We start from the raw sequence: 23,833 nt of genomic DNA, 5'->3' as shown, positions 1-23,833 counted from the left end.
CCACGCAAGCGACCGTAATAGATGTGGCTTCGACGAAAAGACTAATCGACCTGTCGTGCTATGAGTATGCATGTCAGTGAGGGCCGCGATGCCGGAGGATGCGACGGGGATTTTGACAGTTGCGCAGGCGTCGTGGGAGGGTGACTATCCAACGATTCTAAGCCGGGAAACCGCGAGCGAGGGCGTCGTAGACTGGTACAATCCCGACCTCATCAAAAAAGAGATTGCGCGGACGGACACCGTCATGCTCGTCGCAGAAAAAGACGACACCGTCTGGGGGTTCGTCCACGCCCTCTGGAATCACGACGAGGGCGACATTCTCCGACTATATGTCCACCCCGAAGCCAGACGAAGCGGCGTCGGGACGGCCCTTCTCCAAAGTGCGGTCACCGAACTGTTCGACCGTGGCGTCGACCTCGTCCGAGCGATGGTACTCAAAGACAATCGACTCGGCAACGCCTTTTACGAAGATTACGGCTTCACCCTCGAACGCGAAGGTGAGACGTACATCGGTGAGAAAGCCTACCCCGAAGCCGTCTACGTCATCCACCGTTAGTAGTCGATGACGGTAATCTCGTCTGCCGGCCACTGACTCAGGATTTCGACGCCATTTTCGCGCACGACGACCATCTCCTCTAAGCGCACGCCCTGATTGTCTGCGGGTTCTTGCGTTTCGACGGCCATCGTCATCCCTTCTTCCAGTTCAATCGGGTGGTCTTCGGAGATGCCCCGCCAGATGAGCGGCACTTCGTAGAGTTGGAGGCCGAGACCGTGTGCCCAGTGATTGGTCGTCATCTGCCAGTGGTCGGTCGCACCGTAGTAGTCGGCGTGCTCGTCCTCCATGTCGGGGAAGCCTTTGCACACGTCGTCGGTCGTTGCACCCGGTTCGATGCGGTCGAGGACGGCGTACAGGTTCGAGCGAGCGAGTTCGTAGGCCTCTTTTTGCGCTTTCGTCGGCTCGCCGAGCGAGAAGGTGCGGTAGTAACACGAGCGGTAGCCGAGATAGCCGATGTTGTAGAAGTCGGCGTACACGAGGTCGCCGGGTCGGAGAATCCGGTCTGTGGTGTTCGCCTGATGTTTCGGCCAGGTGTTCGGCCCCGAGGTTAGGTAGCCCCCGCCGACGAACGCACCGTGTCGCCAGAGTTCGCGGACGGCCTCGCCCCACACCTCAGATTCGCGCATTCCGGGGCGGGCGACCTCCTTAATTTTCTGGAAGCCTGCCTCACAGATGGCCGCAACCTGTCGCAAACACTCGATTTCGTCTTTGGTCTTCGTCTTTCGCGCCGTCTCCATCGCCCGCGAACACTTCTCGGCTTCGACCTGTACGCCGTGGTCCTCGAAGGCGGAAACGAGGCCGCCGTTCGCCACGTCGATACCCATGGGCTGGTCTGCAACGCCGTACTCCTCCATCGCCTCAACGACGGTTTCAGCCATCGTGTTGAGCAGGAATTTGCGGGCAGACGGACTGCCGGAGGCGCGGGGGACGTTGCCGAGGCCCGGGCAGGCGTAGCGAATGTCATCTAGCCACGGGCAGTTGAACCGCTGGTTGCTCGCGTGGTCTGCGGTGTCCCAGTGGACGACCGAGCCGTCTTCGGTGAGCAGGGTGTAGTGGTCTGCGCCGCTTCCGCCGGTCATGGCGAGGCCGGTCACGTACCGGACGTTCGGGTCGTCGATGAGGAGCATGCTCCCGAGGCCTTCCGCTTTGAGCTGTGCGAGCGCTCGTGCGTGGCGCTCTTCGCGGAGGCGGTGGGTGTCGATGCGTGCTTCCCAATCAACCGCTTGCGTGCCGCGGGTTCCCTCCATGAAATCTCGACGATATCGCGTCATACGTCACCAAACACCGACAACCGTGAAGAACTTTTTCAGCGCTGTGTTCGTGAAAAATCGAATTCGATCAGCTCTGTTTCGCGCGGTCGAGCCAATCGGGTTCTGCGACCGTCGTGGAGCCAACGTCGGTCACCTTCGAAATGAGGTAAATCGTCCCCGAAACATCGTCGTCTTCGACCTCGAAGCGAATCTCGATAAAGCGAGCAATGCCGTTCTCATCGACGAGTAACACGGCTTCTGCGTTCGTAATCGTCTGGTTGCTCGCCGGGTCGATGTCCTCACGAAGGTCTTTGAAGCTCTCTACGCCCTTTGCCTCGTATCGCGTCACGGAGACGCCGTCGAACTGTTCGACACCGACCTGCGTCCAGTCTGCGCCGTCGACCGTGTCGGTAACGATGTCAATCTGCATCGCGTCGTTCACGTCGACCGGCTCTGCTTCCTCTATGTTACTGTACGGCTCGCTTCCTTGGCGGTACTCGGTGTACTCAGAGTCGTTCGATTGGAAGTACGTACGTTCGTAGGAGGACGACCCTGCGGTGTACACCGTCGACTCAAAGCGGAACTCCTCGAACGCGAGCAGGTTCGTCTGGCTGGCCGTCCCGTCGTTCAGATTCGCCCGCGTCGTCGCGTTGAGGTCGAGGCTGCCGTTGGTCGTATCAACCGAGATGTTCAGCTGATTCGTGAAACTGCCCGCGTTTTTGAGCGCCGCTTCGTGCGCTGCAGCCAGCGTCGTCGCATCGAGTTCGTCACCCGACGCCGTGTACGGTTCCCCGAGCGCGGTCGTCTGTGTCGTCGTGGTGACATCGTTTCCGGCTCCTGCCGTCGTCGTTGTGTTGTCTGTGACGCCCCCCGAACATCCTGCAAGAACTACCACCAACCCCATGAGGACCGTTGCGAATACTGAACGGTTCATACAGCATCTTCGACGGGTAAGGGCTTAACCGTAGAAGTTCCGCCAAATTGACTGAATTCTCGAGTTCGTTCCTCATAGTTTATTGTGATAACCCGAGTTTATCCGCTGACGCATGTACAAGCACGTCGCGCTTTTGGTCAGAAAGGAGGGCATGTCCCACGAGGCGTTCGTTGACTACTGGCAGACGAATCACGTCCCGATTGCTCGCGAAATCGAGGGCGTCGTGAAGTACGCGACGGTGCTCCCGGTCACGCCAGAAGCGGCCGAGTTCGACGGCCTTGCGGAACTCTACTTCGAGGACTTGGATGCGCTCCACGACGCGCTCGGGAGCGAAGGGTCGCGCGACTACAACCCCGCAATGGGCAAGGCGAAAGAAGCCCGGGAGGACGTGGACAACTTCCTCGACATCCAGCGCAGACCCCGATTCATCGGCGAGGTCGTCGTCCAACGAGACGACGTTGGCGGCGACACCGACGGCCTCTACAAGCACTCAGCGTTCCTCGTCCGCAAGGATGGGATGAGCCACGAGGCGTTCGTCGACCACTGGCAGAACAACCACACGCCAATCGCCCGTGAAATCGAAGGCGTCGTCAAGTACGACACCATCCTGCCGACCGACCCCGAGAACGCCGAGTTCGACGGCGTGGCCGAGCTCTACTTCGAGGACTTAGACGCGCTCCACGACGCGCTCGGGAGCGAAGGGTCGCGCGACTACGACCCAGCAAAGGGCAAGGCAAAAGAAGCCCGCGAGGACGTGAACAACTTCCTCTCGATTGGCGACCGACCGCGCTTCATCGGCACAGAAACAGTACAGAAAGACGAGTCAGGGCACTGACGATGGACCGCGCAGCACAGGTCAGAGAGGCGTTTCCCGAACTCGCAGAAATCCGCGATGACGACCTCCGCGACAAGGTGGTCGAAGCGTGGGCGCGCGGCCTCGAACGCGGCGGGTGGCGCGACATCGCGGACATCCCGTACGCGTGGAACATCCACGATGTGACCAACGTCGAACACACCCGCGGCGTCGTGAAAATCGCCGTGGAGAGCGCGGAAATCCAGCGCGACTTCCACGGCGCAGATCCCGACTTCGACGTGATTCGCGCCGCCTGCCTGCTCCACGACGTGGGCAAGTGCTACGAGTACGTTACGCACGTGGACGAAGAACTGACCGACCCCGACCCGACCTACGTCACCGAGGACATTCCACACTCCATGTCGGGCTACGCCCTCGCCCACGAGGTCGGCGTCCCGCTCGCCGTCCAACGCGCCATCCCGCACTTTATCGGTGAGATTCCACGACGCACGATGGAAGCTGAACTCGTCAAAAGCGCGAACTCGGCGTCCTCGAACGCCATCACGCAGGCTGCGATGGGAATCAGCTTGAAAGAGTGGGTCAAACGGTATTCACAGACCCAAGAATAGCGGGCGCGATTTTTTGCGGTGAGCCGACGAAATGCAGGTATGCACGCGAAGGTGAATCTGGACGAAATCGACGTGCGGGACGTTGGCGAGGACTCCCCGCGGCTGAAAGCCGTCGGCTACGAACTTAGGCCCCAGAAGATGCGTCCCAACGTCTGGGTGTTCGAACCCGGCCAGCGGCTGAACCGTCACCGACAGAAAACCCAAGAAGAACTCTACCACATTCTGAGCGGGACATTCGAGATGCGTTACGAAAATACGGTGGATGAACTGAAGGCGGGTGACGTGGTGGTCGTCTCACCCGACGAAATCCGCCAACTCGTTTGTGTGACGGCGGGCGAGGCGTTCATCGTCGGCGCACCGAACGTGAAAGACGACGGCGTGGTGTTGAACGTAGACTAGAGCGGTTCCAGCCCTTCCTCCTCGCGGAGCACTTTCACGTACTCTCGAATCCCCGTTTCGAGGTCGTATTCAGGGTCGTAGCCGAGGTCTTGCTGGGCTTTGGTCATGTCGAGCACCTGCGTCCACGGCAGTTCGCCTTCGTCAGAGACAGAGAGGTCTGCCTCGGGAATCACTTTTTTCACAACCTCTGCGGCCTCTCGAATCGTAGCGAGTTCGCCCCGGACGTTGTAGACGCGCTGAGTCAGGTCTTCGTCGGGCGCGAACGCGGCGAGACGGAACGCTTGGGCGATGTCGCGGACGTACTGCCAGTCGATGATTTGGTCACCGAACTCGACTGAAAAGGACTTGCCGAGGGCGGGACGCTCTATCATCTGGGCGAGGAACGCAGAGCCGCCGGTTTCGCGGTAGGGGCCGTAGGCCACCGTCGGGCGGAGGGCGACGTGCGAGACGCCGAACTCTTCGAGATACACTTTCGCCTGATGTTCGTTGTACACCTTCGTCGCGCCGTAGAGCGTGTCAGGATACACGAGATCGTCCTCGGTCACCCACTCGCCGTAGTTGCTCGGCGGGGCGAAGGCGGCGGCGCTTGAGGCCCACGCGACGCGCTCTACTTGGTCAGAGAGCGTGCGCGCCGCCTCGAAGACGTTGTTCGTCCCTTGGATGTTCACGTCCATCGCGGCGCGCGGGTTCGCCTCCGCGGCCGTCGTGAGGAGGGCGGCGAGGTGGATGATGCGCGTCGCGCCCGACTCTTTGACCGCGCGGACGACAGCGGTTGGGTCGGTCACGTCGCCGCGGATCACCCTCACATCGTCTGCGACGCCGAGTTTGTCGAGGCGGGTTTTGTCGGTTGAGAGGTCGTACGCGACCACGTCGTGGCCCGCGTGGACGAGGTCTTGGGCCACGTATGCGCCGATGAAGCCAGTGCCGCCGGTGACGAGTACCGTTTCTGCCATTGTCACGAACGTTGGTTGGAAATGCGAAAAACGTTGTCGTGGCAGGGACGCTACGCCTATCTATCAGTCTGACGAACTGTAGGCTGTGGTGAGCCACGACTCGACGGTCGAGGAGGTGTTCGGTGCCGTCGATAGTAGCAGAGAGGGATTGGCGAGCGACGAGGCTGCCCGCCGTCTCGCCTCTCACGGCGAAAACGACCTCATCGACACCGAGGGCAGGCGGCCACTTTCGATACTCACAGCCCAGTTTTCGAGCCCGCTCATCGGCGTGCTCGTCGTCGCGGCCCTCCTCTCTGCGGCGGTTGGAAACACTATCGACGCCCTCCTCATCGGCATCATCGTCGCCGCGAACGGCGCGTTCGGGTTCGCACAGGACTACCGTGCAGAACAGAGCCTGCTCGCCCTGCGAGAACTCGCAACGCCGACCGCTACCGTCCGCAGAGACGGCCGCGAGTACAAAATCCCGGCGACAGAAGTCGTTCCCGGCGACGTGCTCGTTCTCACGCAGGGTGATGCAGTGATGGCGGACGCGCGGCTCTCTGCCGCCCAGACGCTCGAATGCGACGAAGCGCCGCTGACCGGCGAGAGCCTCCCCGTCGAGAAGTCAGTCGAGACGCTCCCGAGCGACACGCCGCTCGCAGAACGGACGAACATGGTGTACCGAGGAACGACCGTCACCCGTGGACGCGGTGAAGCCGTCGTCGTGGCGACCGGAATGGACACCGAGATGGGCGAAATTGCTGGGGCGCTCGCTTCTGCCACCGCGCCACTGACGCCGCTCCAACGCGACCTCGCGGCGCTCGGGAAGTCCCTTGGTATCGGCATTCTCCTCGTCTCTGCGCTGCTCGCCCCAATCCTCATCGTGGTCGCCGGAACCGACGCCGTGCAAGCCGTGCTCGCGGCCGTCTCGCTCGCGGTGGCCGCTATCCCCGAGGGGCTTCCCGCGGTGGTGACGCTCACACTCGCCCTCGGCGTTCGGCGGATGGCCGCAGAACACGCTCTCGTCAGAGCACTCCCGGCGGTCGAAGCGCTCGGGACGGTCGATGTCATCTGCACGGACAAGACGGGAACCGTCACCGAAGGCGAGATGGTCGTGAATCAGGTCTGGGTGCCAGACGCCGTCTATTCGCTTGACGACGAGCCACCTGCGGACGACAGACTTCGTCGCCTGTTCGAAATCGGCGTCGTCTGCAACGACGCCACCGACGACGTGGGCGACCCAACCGAACAGGCGTTGCTCGGCTCTGCGCGCTGGTACGGCCTCGACCCGGACGCCGTCAGAGCCGACCACCCACGGATTGCAGAACGCCCGTTTTCTGCTGAAACCCAGCAGATGATGACCGTCCACGACGACGTGGCTTACGTCAAAGGCGCACCGCGTCCGGTGCTCGACCACTGTTCGCACGTCCACACCGAGGCGGGTGTCGTCCCGCTCACAGACGAGATGCGTGGGCGAATCCGCGAGCAGACGGACGCCTTCGCCACGGCGGCGCTCCGCGTCCTCGGCTTCGCCTACAGCACCAGCGACGAGCCGGACGACTCGCTCGTGTTCGTCGGGTTACAGGGCTTGCTCGACCCACCCCGACCCGAAGTCGTCGCCGCAATCGCTGACTGTCGCCGCGCCGGTATCGACGTGAAACTCATCACGGGTGACAACCGCGTCACGGCAACCGTCATCGCCGAACAGATTGGCCTTCAGGGAGACTCCCTCGACGGCACGGAACTCGATGCGATGGACGACGACGAACTCACCGCACGCCTGTCTGAAACCACCGTGTTCGCCCGGGCGACGCCCGCCCACAAGGTGCGGATTTTAACCGCGTTACAAGCACAGGGGCACGTCGTGGCGATGACCGGCGATGGCGTGAACGACGCACCCGCCTTAAAGCGCGCAGACGTGGGCGTGGCGATGGGCGTTCGAGGGACGGACGTGGCCGCTCAAAGCAGCGATATCGTGCTTCTCGACGACAACTTCGCCACGATACGCACGGCAATCAGAAACGGCCGGGCCGTGTTCGACAACATCTGGAAGTTCGTCGCCTACCTGCTCTCTGCGAACTTCGCGGAGGTACTGTTGGTGTTCGTCGCCTCGCTCGCGGGGTATCTCATCCTCCCGGCGGTGCAATTGCTCTGGATAAATCTGCTCACCGACGGCCTGCCAGCCCTCGCCCTCGGCGTCGATAGTTCGGGCGAGGATGTGATGGACAGACAGCCCCGAGAGCGGGCGAGTGGCATTCTCGACCGCGAACTGCTCGGCTTCGTCGGCGGGGCTGGCGTGGCGGCCGCCCTCGTCATGCTCGGACTGATGGTGGTCGTCCTCGACGGCGCGCCGACGGTGACGCCCTACGCGCTCACGATGGTGTTCACGGGGTTCGTCCTGCTCGAATTCGTGAAACTGTTCGTCGTGCGCTGGCTCCGTCACACGCCGGTCATCAACTGGTGGCTGTTTCTCGCCGTCGCATGTTCGTTGGTGCTCCAACTTGCTGTCGTCTACACGCCACTTCGCGGCTATTTCGGCACGGTTCCGCTCAGTCTCGGTGACTGGGGGCTCCTCGGAGTTGTTGGCGTGACCGGCGGTTTCCTCTTCGTCCTCATCGCGCTCTTCGTCCGCCGGGTCGTCGCTCACTCGTGAAGCCCACCGACAGAGGCGTAGAACGACGACTGCAGGGTGTCTGCCATCCGCTCTGACCGGTCGATACGCACGTCGATGACCGTCGGCCTGTCCGCGGCCTTGCCCGTTTGTAACCCAGCGCGGAGTTCGTCGGGTGACTCTGCGCGAATGCCATTCCCGCCGAGCGCGTCGGCCACGGCGACAAAGTCCGTGTTCTGGAACTCCACGCCCGGCATGTCGGCGTCCATCTCGCGGACCATGCCGAGGCTCGTGTCGTTGAGCACGACGTACGTGGGTGCAACACCGTACTCGACGGCCGTCTCGATGGAGGTCATCGTCATCGCAAAGCCGCCGTCTCCGGCCACTGCAATCACGTCTTTGTCGGTCGCAAGCGCTGCGCTCACGGCGGCGGGACCTGCCCAGCCCATCCCACCGACGCCGCCGCTCCCGAAGTAGGTTCGCGGCGCAGGTGTCTGAAGGTAGTTCAACAGCCAGAATCGGTTGTTCCCCGAATCTGCGGTGACAATCGTATCCTCGTCAACCACGCGCTCGATTTCCTTTACCGCGCGCTGTGGTTTGACGGGCGAACTGTTGGCTTCGCATTCCGGTGCGGTGAAGTTCTGTTGTGCCTCAGCGACTCGGTCTTTCGCCCACCCCGAAGTCGCCTCGCCACGGGTAGCGAGCGCGGCAAGCGTCTCCTTTGCGTCACCGATGAGACCCACGTCTGCGGGGTACACCCACCCGGCGTTTCGCGTGTCTGCGTCCGCGTGGATGATGGTTTGTTCATCGGGGCGAATGAACTCCGGGGCCTGCCAGTTCGAGTCCATAGGATTGAGTCGTGAGCCAACCACGAGCAGCACGTCCGCCTCGCTCACGACTTGGTTCGCGCCTTCGTGGCCGAACGAGCCGATGACGCCGGCGGCACGGGGGTGGGTTTCTGCGATGGTTGATTTCCCGAGATACGAAGTGGCCACGGCGCAATCGAACTGGTCTGCAACCGTGACGAGTTCGTCGTAGGCGTTCGCGGCGTGGATGCCGTTTCCGGCGACGATGACCGGGCGTTCGGCGGCTTCGAGCGCCGCCACCGCTTGGTCGAGGTCTGCGTCCGTTGGCCGAGACTTCCACGTTTTCGTCTGTGCGGTGGCGTCCCAGAGCGGCGGTACCGGATTTTCGGGTACGTCCTTCGAGATTGCGCCCCCATCGAGGATGACCGCCGTCGGGCCGGGTCGTCCACTCGTCGCGTGTTTGAACGCGAGGTGGACGCTCCGGAGGGTTTCGACTGGCGTGCGAGGGAACCAGTGTTCTTTCGTTATCGCCCCGAGGATGTCGGGCAGCGAGAGCCCGCCGTAATCGCCGCGTGCCTGTTGGTAAGGCGCGAGCGTCGAATACTCGCCACGCTCTGAGGCTTCGGTGAGGACGACCATCGGTGAGGAGCCGAGTCGGGCTTCCATCTGTCCGATTGCGCCGAGACTGCCAATCCACGGCCCCTGTCCGGCGAGGACGCCCGGCTTGCGGGTGAGCCGACCGTACATCTCGGCCATCACGCTCGCTTCGCGCTCGTCGCGCGGGCGGATGACCTGAATCGGCGTGTCACCGAGGTCGGAGAACAGTTCGATGACGCGGCCACCGGGGTAGCCAAAGACGAACTCAACGTCCAGTTCTACGAGGGTTTCTGAGAGGTGGGTTGCGGTGTTCATGCGAGGTACCGTGTCGATTGGTGAGCAAGCGAGCAGGCCGTGTGACCCATTGCCGTTGGGTCGCTCGCACACCACTTTGTGCTTTCGGTGGGGTCGGTGGACAGACCGGACGCAGGCGAGGGATTCATTATGTCGCGTGGTCTGTTACCACGCATGCCTGAAACGATTGTCCCACCCCGAGAGCGCACCTGTACCCAGTGCGGGCGCGCTGACGTTTGGGACGACACGGTCGGAAGCTGGCGAATCGCAACGATAGACGGCGAAAAGCGCATCGGCAAGCCCCACTGCATCCACGAGTGGGATATAAACGGCACGTACAATCCGTTCGAAGCCTGAGCCACTCGATTTTCTCACCGATGCCTACCGTCTACATCACCGCACCGTCGGAGGCGGCCGACTCCATCGCGCACGCACTGGTCGAAGACCGGCTCGCAGCCTGCGTGAATCTCGTGCCGTGTCGGTCGGTGTACCGTTGGGAGGGCGCTGTCCACGAGGACGACGAAGTTGCACTGCTCGCAAAAACCACCGCAGAGCAGTACGACGCGCTCGTCAACCGTGTTGTAGAGCTTCACCCCTACGACGTGCCGTGTATCGAGCGGTTTGACGAAACTTCGATTCTCGATGTATACGCCGAGTGGCGTGACGACGCCATCGATTCGACAAAATAGCCGTGATGTTCGGCCTCAGGGGGATTGTGTCCCCCCTGAGCCCACCCAACCCCTCGAAAATTCAGCGCCACCCATTGGTAGCAAGATGAATTTTCAGTGAAAGTGAAACCAAGTGTGGTGGCCCCGGGCAAAGCCACCCCACCGGTCTACGTTGCCGGTTTGTCAGAGGCACCCGGCAACCGATTCTTTGTTGGCTTACCTATTTACTTCACTGCCTGCATAGCTGCTCACCAAGTGAACGCCTCTATATAATTATTTCCCCCATTTATCTGTCTCGTCACTGAATCGCACGCACACTGCGCGTGGGGTTGATTGCCAACGGCGGAAAGCTAAACTCGTATCGTGATACAACAGAACTATGTTCCCTGTCATTTCGTATCTCGACTGGATTGCGGGGCGACCAGAGGCAGCCACCTACGACCTCGGGTCGAGCGACCTTCGCACGGACACGCCCTCCTATACGCGCGTGACGCCATCGGTTCTCTCTGGGCTCGAAAACCCTTCCGAGGAGGTTTCCCTCGAATCACAGATTGCCGCCGCCTATGGTGTCTCTCCGGAAAACGTGCTCATCACCGCCGGGGCGACGCATGCGAACTTTCTCGCTGTCGCGGCGACGGTTGGAGCCGAAAATACAGCTGAAGAGGATCCAGACCACCGAATCCTCGTCGAAAAACCGGGCTACGAACCGCTCGTCGTGACACCAGAGGCGCTCAACAGCCAAACCGACCGCTTTCTCAGGGTGGAAGAAAACGACTGGCAACTCGATGCTGAACGGGTCAACAGTGCACTCACCGACGAAACAGCGCTTGTCATGGTCACCAATCGCCACAACCCCACGGGCGTCATGACCTCCCGCAACGACCTCGCAGCCCTCGCAGACGACTGTGCCAAAGTGGGTGCGCGCTTGCTCGTCGATGAAGTGTACGGTGCATTCGTCGAAGCGCCAGTGGGAGACCACGCCTTTGGCGGCGTCACGGCGGCCGGACTCGACAACATCGTCGTCACGGGGTCGCTCACGAAGTTCCTCGGCCTTGGCGAACTCCGCATTGGCTGGCTCATCGCGGATGCGGCGTTTGTGAACCGGGCGAACCACATCTTGCAGTACGTGCCGTCGATTGCCGGCCCGAGCGTCGCCCTCGCCCGCCGCGCCTTTCACAACGCAGGCCAGCTCAGAGACCGTGCCCAAGCACATCTCACTGAGAATCACGCCCAGCTCAGCGCGTTCGTCGAAGCCCGCGACGACCTCACAGGAACCATTCGCCCCGGCTGTACGTTTGGCCTGCTGTTTCACGAGGAACTCGATGGCGACGCACTCTCTGAAGCCGCGTGGGAGGCAGACATCCTCATCGTCCCCGGCAGGTTCTTTGGGGTTCCGGAAGGGTTCCGAATCGCTGCCTCGCGCTCGCCAGCCGACGTGGAAGCCGCACTCGCGGCGTTCGGTGACTTCCTCGACTCGCTGTAACCGGTTCCCGAACAATCATTTAGCAGGCCGTGGCAGTTCGTGCCATGAGTACCGATACCGTCCGCAGCTTCGAGTCCGCACTCGACGATAAAGCGGACGACGTCGTGCGAACGTCTCCGGACACGTTTTCGACCGACCTCGCCGGCCTCCTCGACCCGCCGATCGTCGGCACCGCGCTCCGCGGGTCGCTCTCGTACGGCGATGCCTCGGTCACCGTGTCTCCGACACCCACAGAGATTCTTGCAGCGAACACTGGTGTCTCACAGGCTGGACTCGCCGTGGCCGAGTACGGAACCGTCACCCTCCGGACGACGAGTGAGGCAGACGAGTTCATCTCACTCTACCCGTCCCGTCACGTCATCGTCGTTGAGGAGGACGACATCACGCCGGGGATGACCGAGGCGTTCGCCCAACTTGGTACTGAGTTCGAGGCGGGCACGCGCACCCAAATTCTCGCCACCGGTCCGAGTGCAACCGCCGACATGGGGTCGCTCGTTCGCGGCGTCCACGGCCCGGAGAGCATTCACGTCCTCATCGTGGAGGAACAATGAGTTCCCGCCGCCAGAAGGCCGCCGCGTTGCGAAAACTCATGGACGAAGAGGGCGACGCCGTCAGAACGAACACACGCGGCCTCGCAGAACTCACCGACTACAACGTCTCGCACTTCGACCGCTACGAGGAACTCAGGGAGGAAGCGAGAGCCATAAAAGAAGATGCTATCGAGCACCTTCCCGACCTCATCGAGGAGGTGACAGAGGCCGTCGAAGCCAACGGCGGGCAGGTGTACGTCGCAGCGAACGCAGAAGAGGCGAACCGCTACGTCGAGGACGTGATGGCCGAGAAGGACGCAGAGTCGCTCGTCAAGAGCAAGTCGATGACGACCGAGGAACTCGAACTCAACGCCCACCTCGAAGCCGCCGGGTACGAGGTGTGGGAAACCGACCTCGGAGAATTCGTCATCCAGTTGGCCCACGAAACGCCGAGTCACCTGATTGGCCCGGCACTCCACAAATCGACCGGCGAAATCGCCGCGCTGTTCAACGACCACTTCGACCTCGCCGAGCCGCTCCCGGACGACCCACAGGCGCTCACCAAATTCGCCCGCGACATCGTCGGCGAGAAGATTCTCGACGCCGACGTGGGCATGACCGGCGCGAACTTCATCGTCGCAGAGTCGGGGACGCTCGCCATCGTCACGAACGAGGGTAACGCCCGGAAATCCGCGGTGACCCCGGACACCCACATCGCAGTCGCAGGCATCGAAAAACTCGTGCCGACCCTCGAAGACCTTCAGCCGTTCGTCGAACTCATCGCCCGCACGGGAACGGGACAAGATATCACGTCGTACGTCTCGCTGCTCACCCCGCCGGTCGAGACTCCCACAATCGATTTCGAGGCAGACGAGTTCGGGACGGGCGAGCGCGACTTTCACCTCGTGCTCGTCGACAACGGCCGCCGCGAGATGCGCGCGGACGAAGACCTCCGCGAAACGCTCTACTGCATTCGGTGTGGGGCGTGTGCGAACACTTGTGCGAACTTCCAAGCCGTCGGCGGTCACGGCTTCGGAGGGGAGACGTACACTGGCGGTATCGGTACGGGCTGGGAAGCCGGTATTTCCGGACTCGACACCGCAGCAGAGTTCAACGACCTCTGTACCGGCTGCTCGCAGTGCGTGCCCACCTGCCCGGTGAAAATCGACATTCCGTGGGTGAACACGGTGGTGCGCGACCGCGTGAATCGCGGCAAGCCACAGGACGAACTCGGCTTTCTCGTCGAAGGCTTGACGCCGGACGAAGAACCAGGAAGCCTCGACCTGCAAAAGCGCGTGTTCGGCAACGCAGGGACGCTGTTCAAACTGGGCAGTCGATTCGCGCCGGTCTCGAACTGGGTGGGGAAGTTCGGCCCAGCCCGAACGCTGCTCGAATCGGTCGCAGGCATCGACGCCCGCCGCGACCTACCCGAGTTCGCGGGCGAGACACTGCGCGAGTGGATGGCAGCCCGCGAACTGGTGACCGACTACGACCGCGACGTGGTGCTCTATCCCGACATCTACACGAACTACGTGAATCCGGCACGCGGGAAAGCCGCCGTTCGCGTGCTCGAAGCGCTCGGCTGTCGGGTGCAGATTCCGGACCTCGCAGAGAGCGGTCGCGCGCCGTTGTCACAGGGGATGGTCGAAACCGCCCGTTCGCAGGCGAAAACCGTCTACGGGCAGGTGGCAGAGCACATCGACGCTGGGCGAGACATCGTGGTCATCGAACCGAGCGACCTCACGATGTTCCGTGACGACTACGAGAAGTTCCTCGAACCCGCCTCCTTCGAGCGTATTTCTGAGGCAAGCTACGAGGTGTTCGAATACGTCTACGGCCTTCTCGAAAACGGTGCGGATGCGTCCGCCCTCACTGCTGGTTCGGGAACCGACCTCTCCTATCACAGCCACTGTCAGCAACGCTCGCACGGGTTGGCGGTCTATACGGAAGCCGTCCTCGCTGACCTCGGCTACGACGTCCAAACCTCGTCTGCGGACTGCTGTGGGATGGCGGGGAGTTTCGGCTACAAGGCCGAGTACTACGAGGTGAGCATGGACGTTGGCGAGCAGTTGGCAGGCGAGTTCGAGGGCGCAGACCACGTCGTGGCGAGCGGCACGTCGTGTCAAGAACAGCTCGCGGCGTTCAGAACCGAGTCGCCGCCACACCCCATCGAACTGATACAGCCCTGACACCCGCGGCGGCGTTGCGTCAGACGCTCAGCCAAGAGTTAAGGCCCCTTGGACAGACCTCGAATGTATGGACGCAATGCCGCAAGAAATTACGAGCCTTGTCGGCCGCGAAGTCTACTCCAACAACGGGGTGTTCGTGGGTGAGGTCGAGGATATTCGACTCGACCTCGATCAGGAGGTTGTGACGGGGCTCGCGCTGAGTCAGCTCAACACCGACCTGTTCCGAAACCGGCTCGACGGACACCGGGGAGTCATCATTCCGTACCGCTGGGTGCGCGCTGTAGGCGACGTGGTGCTCATCAACGACGTTGTCGAACGCCTGCGCCAGCCAGAAGAAGACGAAGAAGTCGCGGCTTAATTTCCGTTTCCGCTTTCGCTACTGCTGCTTCCTTCGACACCCATCGCCTGAAAGAGCTTTCTGCGGACGGCTTCCTCGACGAGTTGGAGGAGCGTATCGCGGTTGCTTTCGGTCGTTTCGATACCCGTGAAGATGCCGAGTGGAATCGAGACGTTGGCGTCAGTCGAGTGACCCGTTGCCTCACCGAGTTCGCCAAAGGCGTCTTGGAGGACGTTTCTGATGTTCAGGCGGATGTCCTTCGAACGGGCGGCGAGGTAGATGGTGTCGTCGTCCAAGGCGAACACCGCAGTCGTCGTGATGCCCTCTAAGTTGAGGAGGTGTTGGGCGGCTTGGGTCAGGGCATCGCGGTCGCGGATGAATCCCGCATTCGAGACGAGGTGGCTGCCTTTCACGTCTCGGTTGCGGATGGCTTCTGCGAGCACGTCGAGCGTTTCGGGGCTCATGCTCGGAGATTCGACCTGTTCGAGCGTGTCGTGGTCTGCGAACGGATAGAGATACGCCGCGGCGGTCAGGTCTGCGGGTGTCGTATCGCGTTTGAAATCGAGCGTCTCTGCACGAATGCCGTAGAGCAGTGCCGTGGCGACTTCCTTGCCGAGCGTTAAATCGAACTCTTGGACGTATTTAGTGAGAATCGTCGAGGTCGAAGAGACGTTCGGGCGCACGTCCATGAACGTGGCGTCGTAGTCCGGGTCGGGTTCGAAATGGTCGATGAAGATGTCCGCCTCGACCGCCACCGCATTCTCCGCGGCTTTCGCGTGGTCTACGAGCGCGATAGTGTCGTAGTCATCGAAGTCGACGCCGTCGCGGGCGACGAGGTCGATGCCGAGGAGGTTGACGAAGGCGCGATTCTCTTGGTGGCCAATCTCGCCGTCGTAGAGGATGTCGGATTCGACGCCGCGGGCGCTCGCAATCGCCTGGAGTGCAACCGCGCTCGCGATGGAGTCGGGGCCGGGGTTGTCGTGAGTGATAATCGCCATCTTCGACTCCGTGTCGTCGATGACCTCTGCGAGCTGTTCGGCTTTGTATTCGAGTTCGCCGCTTTCGAGTGCGCGCAGCGCGGAATCCGCAATGACAGAAGACGGGTTGATGACCACGTCCGCACCGGCTTTCGTGAGTTCGTCGGCCGAAACGGGGTCCGAGGCGCGGACGACGATGAACTGCTCACCGCCGCGCTCGCGGATGTTCTCGACTGCCTCGCGGTTTGCGGCCACATCTGAAGAGAGAATCAAGATAACGTCCGTCTCGTCTAAGTCTGCGATGACATCTTCTTCGCGGATGTCTGCGGTTTTCGCGTTCAAATCCTGGTCACGCAGGGCCTCGACGCGTCCGGGGTCTTGGTCTAAGATGAGAACATCCTTTCCCTCATCAACCAACTCCTCTGCGACGGCGTGTCCGACGCTCCCGCAGCCAAGAATCGCGTAGGACGACATCGAAGCCATCGTGATGCCTGTACTCATCGTAATCGGACTATCCCGCGGACGATACTTATATTGCCCACCTTCTGTCCCTCATTTGGCTTGCTTCTTCCCACCGTTCGTCACGTATCGTGACTTCCACACCAACGCAAATCTCTCTGTCGGCGATGAATTCGAAATCGGTGTCATGCGACGACGTGACGGCCGCTTGCCGAAACACAACCTATATTAATCAACCGCCGTTAGGTGAATTTGCGTGGGCCGGTAGCTCAGTTAGGCAGAGCGTCTGACTCTTAATCAGACGGTCGCGTGTTCAAATCGCGCCCGGCCCGCTTCTCATAATTCATTACCCACTGAGCACCGCGGAGCGTGTGCTCAGAAAAGCTGAATTATGTGTGCGGGATACAAGCGATTTGAACTAAGGAGCGAACGCAGTGAGCGACTGGGGTTCATAATCGCGCCCGGCCCGTTTCCAACCTAAACGCATAATATTGGCGAGCAGAGGCTCTCTTCTTTAAGATTCGCCGTCAATCTTCCAAGATGAGTTGATTACGGGACGTAGCAGTGCCGCGCTCCTTCTTGCGGTTTTCCAGAGCCCAAGTAGGTTTATTGTAACATGGAATTGATTTCAAATCATGCAGAATCCGGGGCTCGGGGCTTTCGCAAAAGCAAGAGAAGAAATACAATTCTGGCCTGCGGCAAATTTAGTATATTTCTATACAATCACAGATTCTAAGTGGATTCTTGCGGGAATCCTTCTCTTCCTCGTTACGGGCGGAATTACTTACAAGATCCATGAGGCCATTCGGAGGGAACTTCCAGAACAAAAGAACATAACGAAGGTAAAGAGACAAAATTCGAGAAGAGGTGACAAATACGACTCAGGTATCGGTGACTTTGCCGTTGAGTTTTGGAAATCTTCCCGCCCAGAAAACGCGACCGCGAAAAGAATTGCTGTCATTGCGATGGCTTTGAACGTGGGTGCGTTTTTCGTGTTTCTACTCCTCTTACCGTATCAGCTTCTCTCTTCGGCCACCCCATCTGTTACAGCGGTCGGGTTGATTTCATTGCCTCTCCTTATGCTTGCGATAATTGGCGGTTCTGTTGTATGGACCGCGTGAGGCGTCTGATGCTATAGGTCCTTCATGAACTGCTCCCGACGAGCCAAATCGTCGGCATCTTTGGGCTCATCGTAGTGCGCCTTGATTACGTCCGGCGAAGCATTCACTCGGTCACTAAGATGTTCGACCGGCCATCCTCGAACTCTCTGTTACCATCACCTGACGCAAGAAATTCAGTACTGCCACCAGTTCGGGTCGTCTATCTCCCCATCCTGGAAGGGCCGAGCCAACTCCTCGTTCGATTCAGCGCCGAGCGCGTACCCAAGATAATAGCCGACAATCCAGCCGGTGTCGCCCGAGTTGTATCCGGTCACGGTGATGGTGGCGTTTGAGTAGTATTCGAGTGCCGGGTCGTCGTCTGTGTCGTAGCCGAAGACGCTGATGTCGGTGTAGCGCGCTGCTCGCTCGTCGCCCAGGTTGATGACGATGTCCGCCTCCTCGCGGGTGTCCACGACGACCAACTCAAGGTGGTCGGGTTCGGTTCCCTCCGCGCCGTTGTTGTAGTAGTCAAACGCTTGCTCGACTTTCGTCTCGTAGGCGTAGTCGATACCGTCGTCCACGTTCGAATAGTTGACGTAGACGGTGATTGTGGACTCCTCGAACGGGATCCGGCGTTCGGTCGCGTTCGGAATCGAGAGCGAGGTGGCGTTCGTGTACGCCGTCATGAACGCCGGTGGCGTCTCGTGGCCCAAGCCGAGCGTGTGACCGACTTCGTGTTTGATTGTTTTCACGGTCGTCTCGTTGACGAAGCCAGCGGCGATGTAGACGACCGTTGGCGAGGGCAGATCGTTGTCGGGCGAGTATCGAGGTGCACACCCGAGGAGGTCTTCAGAGGATATCGAGCCACACTGCCCAATCGACGGCGACATTCTGAGTATCAGGTCAGCCTCGCTCGCATTTTCGACTAGTTCGAACTCGATTTCTGCATCCGCGTACTGCTGGCTGTTTTCCTCCCAGTAGTCGAGCGCCTCCTCGACCAATGGGGTGTAGTCGCGTGAATCTCCCTCTGGCTTCTCGATGGCCACTGTTACCGGATTCTTGTCCCACGGGTTGACCGGCGGCGCTTCGGTGGTGGTTGCTTGAACCGTCGTCTGCGTCGTGGCCGGTGTGGAAGTCGGGGCTGTCCCTGTGGTCGAATCCGCCACCGTCTGCGTCTCAGTCGTCACTGCGTCCGTGGTCGCCATCGTTTCCGTCGCGTTATCGACAGGGATGGCACTACAGCCAGCGATGAGCAATACCACGACAACGAACACAGCCTTCACAATAATGTACTAGATTTGTCAACAATATAAAGGCTGGGTGGCGGTGAAACTCGAATCGGTGGTTTCGGACACAGCACCAGCAGGTTCGCTATTCCGTGGTTGATTCTACGCGTGACTCGAATCTTGCAAGCAGGTAGGGCGGAAGCCCACAGATTGGGACCAGAATGAGTCCGATAAACGCGACTATCATGATGCGCGTGAGCATCGATGACGGATTGATCTCTGTCCATGTCAGTCCCGCGAGGAGCGAACCGACGAGAAGGCTCCCGACCGCGACTGCGCCGACCAATTGCTCTTGTGCCCCAGACGTAGCCCGCCCATATACGTAGCCAAGGCCAGCGGGGAAACAGATAAAGGTGAGACAGAGCACGCTGGCGCTGGTGAACTCCAAGAGTGAGAGTGTGCCGGAACCAAGGAATCGTGCGAGGGCAGTCAAGGCTAACAATAGCATATACGCAACCGGAAGCGTCGCCACAGACCACCGCAAGAGGCTTTCAAAGTCACTCGTCCGAAGTGCGACGATGCCGATGGACAGATACATTACACCGAACATACCCGCGACGGTTGCTTTTGCGCCAACCTGCCAATCTCGCCCTTCAGAAAAGAACACTGCCAGCCCCAGGAGGCCTACTCCGAGAATGCACAATCCGACTCGGAGATTCATTTTCATCTCTGATATCGTTTTTATGTTGGGGCTATTTAGTTCTCCATCACACAGTGGGCCATGCTCTCCGCTAATTGTACATCGCATTTATTGTACGCAACGAACATTTTACACGGGATATGACGACCATGCGGCGGTGTCCGGATTGTGGGGTCACGATGGAAGAGATGGAGATGCAGACCGGTGACGGCTTCAAACTCTATCTCGTGACGAACGAACCGAAGCCGGGTTTTCTAGGCGGCCTTGGCGTGAAAGAGAAGGTCAAAACTGTTGTCACAGTCTGCCCGGAGTGCGGACTCATTCGCCACTACGCAGATCGGTAGCTCCGTCGCTCCTCGAATTTCGAGGCATTAAGGTTCCATCACAGCGCGCACGTCGGCGCGGGTTCGGTTCATCTGATGTCTTCGTTTTCCGACTGTTCACGACCCGCGTATCATCGCAACGTTGCCGACGCCACGCGTAACCACCTGTTCTGTAATCGTGCCGAACGGGATTCGAGCGCCGTCGTTTCGTTGGGACAAGCCAACACAGATGGTGTCGAACCGGTCGAGTGCGCCGACAATTGCGGCATCGACGTCGTCGCTGACGATGACTTCGACAGTGTACTCCTCGGGTTCGAGGCCCGCTCGCTCCGCAATTTCGGCGATGAGTGCCTCACCGCGCTGTATCGCGTCTGCTTCGCTTTCTCGGGGTCGTTGGACGTTCAACAGGGTTGGGGTAGTTCCCTCGACAGTAGCAAATTCCACGGCGCGTCTGGCGACGACCGGGGCGTTCGGGCCGGGTGCGACGAGCGCCACTGGCGAGCCAATCGTGTCTGTTCTGAGGGTGACGAGCGACGTCGGGCAGTGAGCATTTTTCACGATTGTATCGAGCGTGTGGCCAAACAGCGTATCGCCGTCTCTAAGCGTCCCGTCCCAACCGAGGAGAAGGTGGTCTGCGTTTTCCGCGTCGAGCACGTCGAGAACTGCCATGTCGATTGTTGGGGCGACCATCGCTCGGGTACGGAGGTGGACGCCTTCGGTCGCGGCGATTTCGTGGGCAGCTTCGAGTAGTTCGTGCTGGTGGTCGAAGCGGTCGGATTCGACGTTCTGATACGGCGAGGGGTGTTCGACTTGAACCACGTTGACCGCGACGAGTTCGGGCGTCCCTCGTTCGTCGTTGGCGTGCGCGCTGGCTGCAGCGAGCCTGAGAAGCCCCCGCTGTGTGGCTGGATTGGCGACCGGAACCACGACGCGATACACCTTGGTTGGCGCTCTCCGGAACGCCTCGCGGATGAGTCCCTCGCCCACGACACGGCTTCTGGCGTAGACGAAGTACCAGACGATGCCGAGCGCGACGATGCTTGACCCGATGAAGATGATGACGGGAGCCATCTGTGAGATGACGACGAACGAGAGGAAGACGCCGAGGACGGGGACGACCGGATAGAGCGGGAATGGAAGCCTGAACGAGGGGTCGTACTCGTCAGGGTCGGCCCGACGAAAGACGATGAGCGCGAGGTGAACGAGCGAGTAGGAGACAAGAAAGCTGAAACTCGCCGCTTCCGCGAGAAGCGCGATGATGGCGTCAACTCTGAGGCCGATTAGGATGAGGAGTGCTGTGAGCCCACCGGTTGCGAGAATCGCACGGTGGGGCGTCCGGAAGCGCGCGTGGCTCACGTTCATCCAGTTGGTCACGAGTCCATCTCGGCCCATGGCGTAGACGACGCGCGAGGCGGCGAGAATCGACGAGTTCGAACTCGAAATCGCGGCGATAATCGCGGCGAACACGATGGCAATCGCCCCAATCGAACCCATGTACACCGCGGCCACGTCGGAGACCGGAATGGGCGACTCCCCGAGCGATTCGAACGGGAGGACGCCCGTGCTGACGAGCATGACGAGGACGTAGAGGAACGTCACGAGCACCACCGAGAGTATCATCGACAGCGGAATCGTCCGACTTGGATTCTTGATTTCACCTGCGACGGTGGCGATGATTTCGAAGCCGAGAAACGAGATGAACACGATGCCCGTCGTGGCCAGAATCCCGCTTGGCCCGGTTGGTGCAAATGGCTCCAGATTTTCCGGGACGATGAAGAACACCCCGAGGGAGACGAACACGATGATGATTGCCGTCTCTGCTACAATCATCACGTTCTGGAAGGAACTCGACTCTTCTGTCCCGTAGTAGTTGATCCCGATGAGCAACACTAAGCCAATGAGTCCGAGGAGGATGATGAAAACTCGACCATCGAGGAAGGGAATGGGTGCGACCAGATACTGGCCGAAGCCCACCATGTAGAAGGCGCTCGCGAACATCAGCCCGGTCCACATCCCCCACCCGACGATTGCGCCGAACAGGCCACCAAGCGCGCGGTTGACGTAGTGATAGCTTCCGCCTGCAATCGGCATCCCCGTGGCGAGTTCCGAGAGCGAGAGCGCCGCGAGCAACGCGACAAAGCCAGCGATGGCGTACGATACCGAACTCGCAGGCCCGGCGAGTTCCGCCGCGATGCCGGGGAGGATGAAAATCCCTGCCCCAATCATCGTCCCGCCGCCGAGCGTCATCGCTTCAAGGAAGCCGAGGGTGCGCTCTAACTCACCACCACCCGAACTCATGGCCGACCCACACGCAGTTCACACAACACGCTAGCGGTCATTACTCCACATCCCGGACGATGAGTGCGGGAATCTCGATTTCGTCGATAATCCGCGAGAGCACGTCGCCGATGATGCGTTCTCGCAGCGAGGGTTCTGTCTCGCCGAGAATGACGATGTCGTACTCGTCACAGAGGGCGATGATTTCGTCCTGTGGACTGCCGCCCGCTCCGAGTCGCCAATCGATTTTCCCTTCGTCGATGCCGTAGTCAGTCAGTCGCTCGACCGCCCCACGAAGGAGGAATTCCCCGTGGCTCTGGTTCGTGTCTTCGGTGACCGAGTGAAACAGGGTGATCGTCGCATCGCATGCTCGTGCGAGGTCAGCAACGACCGAGACAATGCGGTCAAGGTTCACATCACCACGGAGTGGGACGAGAATGCGATTGATGACGGCTGTGTCACCACCTGCTAATACTGCGTCAGAGTCGTATTGGTGGGCGATCCGGTCGATAGTGGCTGCTCGGTCGTGCGTGAAAACGAGCACGTCGGTCAGGTCGCGGCCGTGAGCGAGCGTTTGCAGTTTGGTTACCGCCTCGGCTTCGTACTCGTCTTTGATGAGCGCGGGTTCTGCTTGGTCTGGAACGGGAAAGTAGCCAAGCAGTACAACCTCGATTGGTTTGAGGAGGTCGAGAATCTGAAGCGGGGGAAGTTCTGACTCCGAAACATCGACCGGGACAAGAATTGTTAGTTCGTCAATCGGAGCCATATTGTGATACTCTATCACACGCAATGAGTATCAATTCATCGTAGAGATTTTGCGCGGCGAGCAGACAGAAAAGATACGCGCGACCTACGCTGACTGCTGTGTATCGAGATAGTCGTTCACGAGCACCGGCCCGTATTCATGTCCGCTGATTACGAATACTTCGAATTAATTTTCTCTGCCCGCGGTCGTCCTTTTGATTAAAAATCGCTCAACTTCGCCTCTGTCGCACCTTTTGCGTCGCGCCCAAACTCCTCCAGTGCGACGAACTCCAGCCCGTTGTCTCGGAGCGCCCGCTTTACGCGCTCTGAGGCAGACGGTGCGACGAGCATCCCGCGCACGGCGTCGTTCGTCTCTTCGTAGAGCGAGACGTAGCGCTGGAGTTGGTCGAAGTGGTTGAGCGTCGCTTGGATTCGCTTAACTTCGATGACGACTGGAACACCGTCATCGTCGACGGCGTAGAAGTCGATATAGCCGTACTTCGACTCGCGTTCGTGTTCGACGATGCGGATGTCTGCGCCGAGCGTGTCCGGGTTCGATTTGATGAACTCGTGCATCTCGGCTTCCGTCCCTGAATCCTCGTAGGTCGCGCCGTCTACCGCGTCGAACCGCGTGAGGCCGTAGGTTTCCTCGATGCGGACTTCGACGCGCTCGCTCGGGTTCGTCCGGCGGGCGAGGAGGACGGCGTCGCCGTCGCTGAGTCGGGCAGAGACGCTGCCGCCGCCGGGCATCCAATTGACTGGTTTGTGACCCGTCGATTGGTGGACGAGGAACGTGCCGTCGGGCTTGGCGACGAGAATGCGGTCGCCCGCGGCGAGGTAGCCGCTTGTTCGACCCTCGTAGGTGACTTCACAACGCGCTTCGACGGTGAGCATCGAGCCGTCGCGGGCGGCTGCCTTCGCGGCTTCCACGACCGCGGCTGGTTCGGGAGATTCGAGTTGCGAGAGAGGCATGCGTTCTCTGAGTGAACTCACGGCCCAAAAATAAGGCTGAAGATTTC

The 23,833-nt window shown here is 60.4% G+C and carries 23 protein-coding genes and 1 tRNA gene; 14 read left to right on the top strand and 10 right to left on the bottom strand.

Annotated features, from left to right (window positions below):
* Positions 1 to 70 precede the first annotated feature (70 nt).
* Complete coding sequence (locus tag V5N12_RS10670) at positions 71 to 556, top strand: GNAT family N-acetyltransferase (protein WP_332899151.1); 486 nt, start codon at positions 71 to 73, stop codon at positions 554 to 556.
* Here V5N12_RS10670 and V5N12_RS10665 read toward each other — a convergent pair.
* Positions 553 to 1,827 carry a M24 family metallopeptidase gene (locus V5N12_RS10665; protein WP_332899150.1) on the bottom strand — a complete coding sequence of 425 codons (1,275 nt, stop codon included), beginning with the start codon at positions 1,825 to 1,827 and terminating at the stop codon, positions 553 to 555. The two genes, V5N12_RS10670 and V5N12_RS10665, sit on opposite strands and share 4 nt — an antisense overlap.
* 67 nt (positions 1,828 to 1,894) lie before the next feature.
* Positions 1,895 to 2,740 (bottom strand): DUF7537 family lipoprotein, encoded by an 846-nt coding sequence (locus tag V5N12_RS10660; protein WP_332899149.1) that lies wholly within the window; start codon positions 2,738 to 2,740, stop codon positions 1,895 to 1,897.
* A gap of 112 nt (positions 2,741 to 2,852) precedes the next feature.
* Between V5N12_RS10660 and V5N12_RS10655 the strand changes: the two genes are divergently transcribed.
* The 3 genes from V5N12_RS10655 to V5N12_RS10645 are packed head-to-tail and all read left to right on the top strand — an operon-like array spanning position 2,853 to position 4,561.
* Positions 2,853 to 3,575 (top strand): EthD domain-containing protein, encoded by a 723-nt coding sequence (locus tag V5N12_RS10655; protein ID WP_332899148.1) that lies wholly within the window; start codon positions 2,853 to 2,855, stop codon positions 3,573 to 3,575.
* 2 nt (positions 3,576 to 3,577) lie between these two features.
* The gene (locus tag V5N12_RS10650) at positions 3,578 to 4,162 is read left to right on the top strand and encodes an HD domain-containing protein (RefSeq protein ID WP_332899147.1); all 585 of its coding nucleotides are present in this window, start codon (positions 3,578 to 3,580) and stop codon (positions 4,160 to 4,162) included.
* Positions 4,163 to 4,201: 39 nt separating this feature from the next.
* Positions 4,202 to 4,561 (top strand): cupin domain-containing protein, encoded by a 360-nt coding sequence (locus V5N12_RS10645; protein WP_332899146.1) that lies wholly within the window; start codon positions 4,202 to 4,204, stop codon positions 4,559 to 4,561.
* On the opposite strand, the gene V5N12_RS10640 is transcribed toward V5N12_RS10645, so the two are convergent.
* Positions 4,558 to 5,514: an NAD-dependent epimerase/dehydratase family protein gene (locus V5N12_RS10640; protein ID WP_332899145.1), complete on the bottom strand. Its 957-nt coding sequence runs from the start codon at positions 5,512 to 5,514 to the stop codon at positions 4,558 to 4,560. The two genes, V5N12_RS10645 and V5N12_RS10640, sit on opposite strands and share 4 nt — an antisense overlap.
* An 85-nt stretch (positions 5,515 to 5,599) precedes the next feature.
* Here V5N12_RS10640 and V5N12_RS10635 point away from each other — a divergent pair, with 85 nt between their 5' ends.
* Positions 5,600 to 8,146 carry a cation-translocating P-type ATPase gene (locus V5N12_RS10635; RefSeq protein WP_332899144.1) on the top strand — a complete coding sequence of 849 codons (2,547 nt, stop codon included), beginning with the start codon at positions 5,600 to 5,602 and terminating at the stop codon, positions 8,144 to 8,146.
* Here V5N12_RS10635 and V5N12_RS10630 read toward each other — a convergent pair.
* Positions 8,137 to 9,822: a thiamine pyrophosphate-binding protein gene (locus V5N12_RS10630; RefSeq protein ID WP_332899143.1), complete on the bottom strand. Its 1,686-nt coding sequence runs from the start codon at positions 9,820 to 9,822 to the stop codon at positions 8,137 to 8,139. The two genes, V5N12_RS10635 and V5N12_RS10630, sit on opposite strands and share 10 nt — an antisense overlap.
* A 153-nt stretch (positions 9,823 to 9,975) precedes the next feature.
* On the opposite strand from V5N12_RS10630, the gene V5N12_RS10625 reads away from it, so the two are divergent.
* The 6 genes from V5N12_RS10625 (at position 9,976) to V5N12_RS10600 (ending at position 15,029) form a co-directional block, all read left to right on the top strand.
* Positions 9,976 to 10,158: an HEWD family protein gene (locus V5N12_RS10625; RefSeq protein ID WP_332899142.1), complete on the top strand. Its 183-nt coding sequence runs from the start codon at positions 9,976 to 9,978 to the stop codon at positions 10,156 to 10,158.
* A 20-nt stretch (positions 10,159 to 10,178) separates the two neighbouring features.
* Positions 10,179 to 10,490: a divalent-cation tolerance protein CutA gene (gene cutA, locus V5N12_RS10620; protein ID WP_332899141.1), complete on the top strand. Its 312-nt coding sequence runs from the start codon at positions 10,179 to 10,181 to the stop codon at positions 10,488 to 10,490.
* Positions 10,491 to 10,848: 358 nt separating this feature from the next.
* Positions 10,849 to 11,952 carry a pyridoxal phosphate-dependent aminotransferase gene (locus V5N12_RS10615; RefSeq protein WP_332899140.1) on the top strand — a complete coding sequence of 368 codons (1,104 nt, stop codon included), beginning with the start codon at positions 10,849 to 10,851 and terminating at the stop codon, positions 11,950 to 11,952.
* Positions 11,953 to 11,996: 44 nt separating this feature from the next.
* The gene (locus V5N12_RS10610; RefSeq protein WP_332899139.1) at positions 11,997 to 12,503 is read left to right on the top strand and encodes an LUD domain-containing protein; all 507 of its coding nucleotides are present in this window, start codon (positions 11,997 to 11,999) and stop codon (positions 12,501 to 12,503) included.
* Positions 12,500 to 14,671 (top strand): LUD domain-containing protein, encoded by a 2,172-nt coding sequence (locus V5N12_RS10605; RefSeq protein WP_332899138.1) that lies wholly within the window; start codon positions 12,500 to 12,502, stop codon positions 14,669 to 14,671. The genes V5N12_RS10610 and V5N12_RS10605 overlap by 4 nt, the downstream gene beginning before the upstream one ends.
* 67 nt (positions 14,672 to 14,738) lie before the next feature.
* On the top strand, positions 14,739 to 15,029 hold the full coding sequence (locus V5N12_RS10600) for a PRC-barrel domain-containing protein (protein WP_332899137.1): 291 nt from the start codon (positions 14,739 to 14,741) through the stop codon (positions 15,027 to 15,029).
* On the opposite strand, the gene V5N12_RS10595 is transcribed toward V5N12_RS10600, so the two are convergent.
* Positions 15,026 to 16,486, bottom strand: a complete 1,461-nt coding sequence (locus V5N12_RS10595) for a DHH family phosphoesterase (protein WP_332899136.1) — start codon at positions 16,484 to 16,486, stop codon at positions 15,026 to 15,028. The two genes, V5N12_RS10600 and V5N12_RS10595, sit on opposite strands and share 4 nt — an antisense overlap.
* Positions 16,487 to 16,702: 216 nt before the next feature.
* On the opposite strand from V5N12_RS10595, the gene V5N12_RS10590 reads away from it, so the two are divergent.
* Positions 16,703 to 16,776: transfer RNA gene (locus tag V5N12_RS10590), tRNA-Lys, on the top strand.
* A 303-nt stretch (positions 16,777 to 17,079) separates the two neighbouring features.
* Positions 17,080 to 17,565 carry a hypothetical protein gene (locus V5N12_RS10585; protein ID WP_332899135.1) on the top strand — a complete coding sequence of 162 codons (486 nt, stop codon included), beginning with the start codon at positions 17,080 to 17,082 and terminating at the stop codon, positions 17,563 to 17,565.
* Positions 17,566 to 17,738: 173 nt separating this feature from the next.
* On the opposite strand, the gene V5N12_RS10580 is transcribed toward V5N12_RS10585, so the two are convergent.
* Together V5N12_RS10580 and V5N12_RS10575 are read right to left on the bottom strand one after the other, a co-directional pair.
* The gene (locus V5N12_RS10580) at positions 17,739 to 18,827 is read right to left on the bottom strand and encodes a hypothetical protein (RefSeq protein ID WP_332899134.1); all 1,089 of its coding nucleotides are present in this window, start codon (positions 18,825 to 18,827) and stop codon (positions 17,739 to 17,741) included.
* Positions 18,828 to 18,915: 88 nt separating this feature from the next.
* Complete coding sequence (locus V5N12_RS10575) at positions 18,916 to 19,368, bottom strand: hypothetical protein (protein WP_332899133.1); 453 nt, start codon at positions 19,366 to 19,368, stop codon at positions 18,916 to 18,918.
* 242 nt (positions 19,369 to 19,610) lie between these two features.
* Here V5N12_RS10575 and V5N12_RS10570 point away from each other — a divergent pair, with 242 nt between their 5' ends.
* The gene (locus V5N12_RS10570) at positions 19,611 to 19,814 is read left to right on the top strand and encodes a hypothetical protein (RefSeq protein ID WP_332899132.1); all 204 of its coding nucleotides are present in this window, start codon (positions 19,611 to 19,613) and stop codon (positions 19,812 to 19,814) included.
* Between the two features lie 96 nt (positions 19,815 to 19,910).
* Here V5N12_RS10570 and V5N12_RS10565 read toward each other — a convergent pair whose 3' ends face one another.
* The 3 genes from V5N12_RS10565 to nucS form a co-directional block, all read right to left on the bottom strand.
* Positions 19,911 to 22,091 carry an amino acid permease gene (locus V5N12_RS10565; RefSeq protein ID WP_332899131.1) on the bottom strand — a complete coding sequence of 727 codons (2,181 nt, stop codon included), beginning with the start codon at positions 22,089 to 22,091 and terminating at the stop codon, positions 19,911 to 19,913.
* 40 nt (positions 22,092 to 22,131) lie between these two features.
* Positions 22,132 to 22,836: a universal stress protein gene (locus V5N12_RS10560; protein WP_332899130.1), complete on the bottom strand. Its 705-nt coding sequence runs from the start codon at positions 22,834 to 22,836 to the stop codon at positions 22,132 to 22,134.
* A gap of 197 nt (positions 22,837 to 23,033) precedes the next feature.
* Entirely contained in the window at positions 23,034 to 23,786 is a 753-nt protein-coding gene (gene nucS, locus V5N12_RS10555) for an endonuclease NucS (protein WP_332899129.1), read from the bottom strand.
* Positions 23,787 to 23,833: the final 47 nt, after the last annotated feature.

The sequence above is a fragment of the Haladaptatus sp. CMSO5 genome (genome assembly GCF_036689885.1).
GTDB lineage: Archaea > Halobacteriota > Halobacteria > Halobacteriales > Halococcaceae > QDMS2.
This window is presented reverse-complemented; position numbering and strand designations above follow the sequence as displayed.

Bases quoted from the DNA above. Each gene is read 5' to 3' on its own strand.
- V5N12_RS10670 (WP_332899151.1), top strand. From the start codon at position 71: ATGTCAGTGAGGGCCGCGATGCCGGAGGATGCGACGGGGATTTTGACA.
- V5N12_RS10665 (WP_332899150.1), bottom strand. From the start codon at position 1,827: ATGACGCGATATCGTCGAGATTTCATGGAGGGAACCCGCGGCACGCAA.
- V5N12_RS10660 (WP_332899149.1), bottom strand. From the start codon at position 2,740: ATGAACCGTTCAGTATTCGCAACGGTCCTCATGGGGTTGGTGGTAGTT.
- V5N12_RS10655 (WP_332899148.1), top strand. From the start codon at position 2,853: ATGTACAAGCACGTCGCGCTTTTGGTCAGAAAGGAGGGCATGTCCCAC.
- V5N12_RS10650 (WP_332899147.1), top strand. From the start codon at position 3,578: ATGGACCGCGCAGCACAGGTCAGAGAGGCGTTTCCCGAACTCGCAGAA.
- V5N12_RS10645 (WP_332899146.1), top strand. From the start codon at position 4,202: ATGCACGCGAAGGTGAATCTGGACGAAATCGACGTGCGGGACGTTGGC.
- V5N12_RS10640 (WP_332899145.1), bottom strand. From the start codon at position 5,514: ATGGCAGAAACGGTACTCGTCACCGGCGGCACTGGCTTCATCGGCGCA.
- V5N12_RS10630 (WP_332899143.1), bottom strand. From the start codon at position 9,822: ATGAACACCGCAACCCACCTCTCAGAAACCCTCGTAGAACTGGACGTT.
- V5N12_RS10625 (WP_332899142.1), top strand. From the start codon at position 9,976: ATGCCTGAAACGATTGTCCCACCCCGAGAGCGCACCTGTACCCAGTGC.
- cutA (WP_332899141.1), top strand. From the start codon at position 10,179: ATGCCTACCGTCTACATCACCGCACCGTCGGAGGCGGCCGACTCCATC.
- V5N12_RS10615 (WP_332899140.1), top strand. From the start codon at position 10,849: ATGTTCCCTGTCATTTCGTATCTCGACTGGATTGCGGGGCGACCAGAG.
- V5N12_RS10610 (WP_332899139.1), top strand. From the start codon at position 11,997: ATGAGTACCGATACCGTCCGCAGCTTCGAGTCCGCACTCGACGATAAA.
- V5N12_RS10605 (WP_332899138.1), top strand. From the start codon at position 12,500: ATGAGTTCCCGCCGCCAGAAGGCCGCCGCGTTGCGAAAACTCATGGAC.
- V5N12_RS10600 (WP_332899137.1), top strand. From the start codon at position 14,739: ATGGACGCAATGCCGCAAGAAATTACGAGCCTTGTCGGCCGCGAAGTC.
- V5N12_RS10595 (WP_332899136.1), bottom strand. From the start codon at position 16,486: ATGAGTACAGGCATCACGATGGCTTCGATGTCGTCCTACGCGATTCTT.
- V5N12_RS10585 (WP_332899135.1), top strand. From the start codon at position 17,080: ATGCAGAATCCGGGGCTCGGGGCTTTCGCAAAAGCAAGAGAAGAAATA.
- V5N12_RS10575 (WP_332899133.1), bottom strand. From the start codon at position 19,368: ATGTATCTGTCCATCGGCATCGTCGCACTTCGGACGAGTGACTTTGAA.
- V5N12_RS10570 (WP_332899132.1), top strand. From the start codon at position 19,611: ATGACGACCATGCGGCGGTGTCCGGATTGTGGGGTCACGATGGAAGAG.
- V5N12_RS10565 (WP_332899131.1), bottom strand. From the start codon at position 22,091: ATGAGTTCGGGTGGTGGTGAGTTAGAGCGCACCCTCGGCTTCCTTGAA.
- V5N12_RS10560 (WP_332899130.1), bottom strand. From the start codon at position 22,836: ATGGCTCCGATTGACGAACTAACAATTCTTGTCCCGGTCGATGTTTCG.
- nucS (WP_332899129.1), bottom strand. From the start codon at position 23,786: ATGCCTCTCTCGCAACTCGAATCTCCCGAACCAGCCGCGGTCGTGGAA.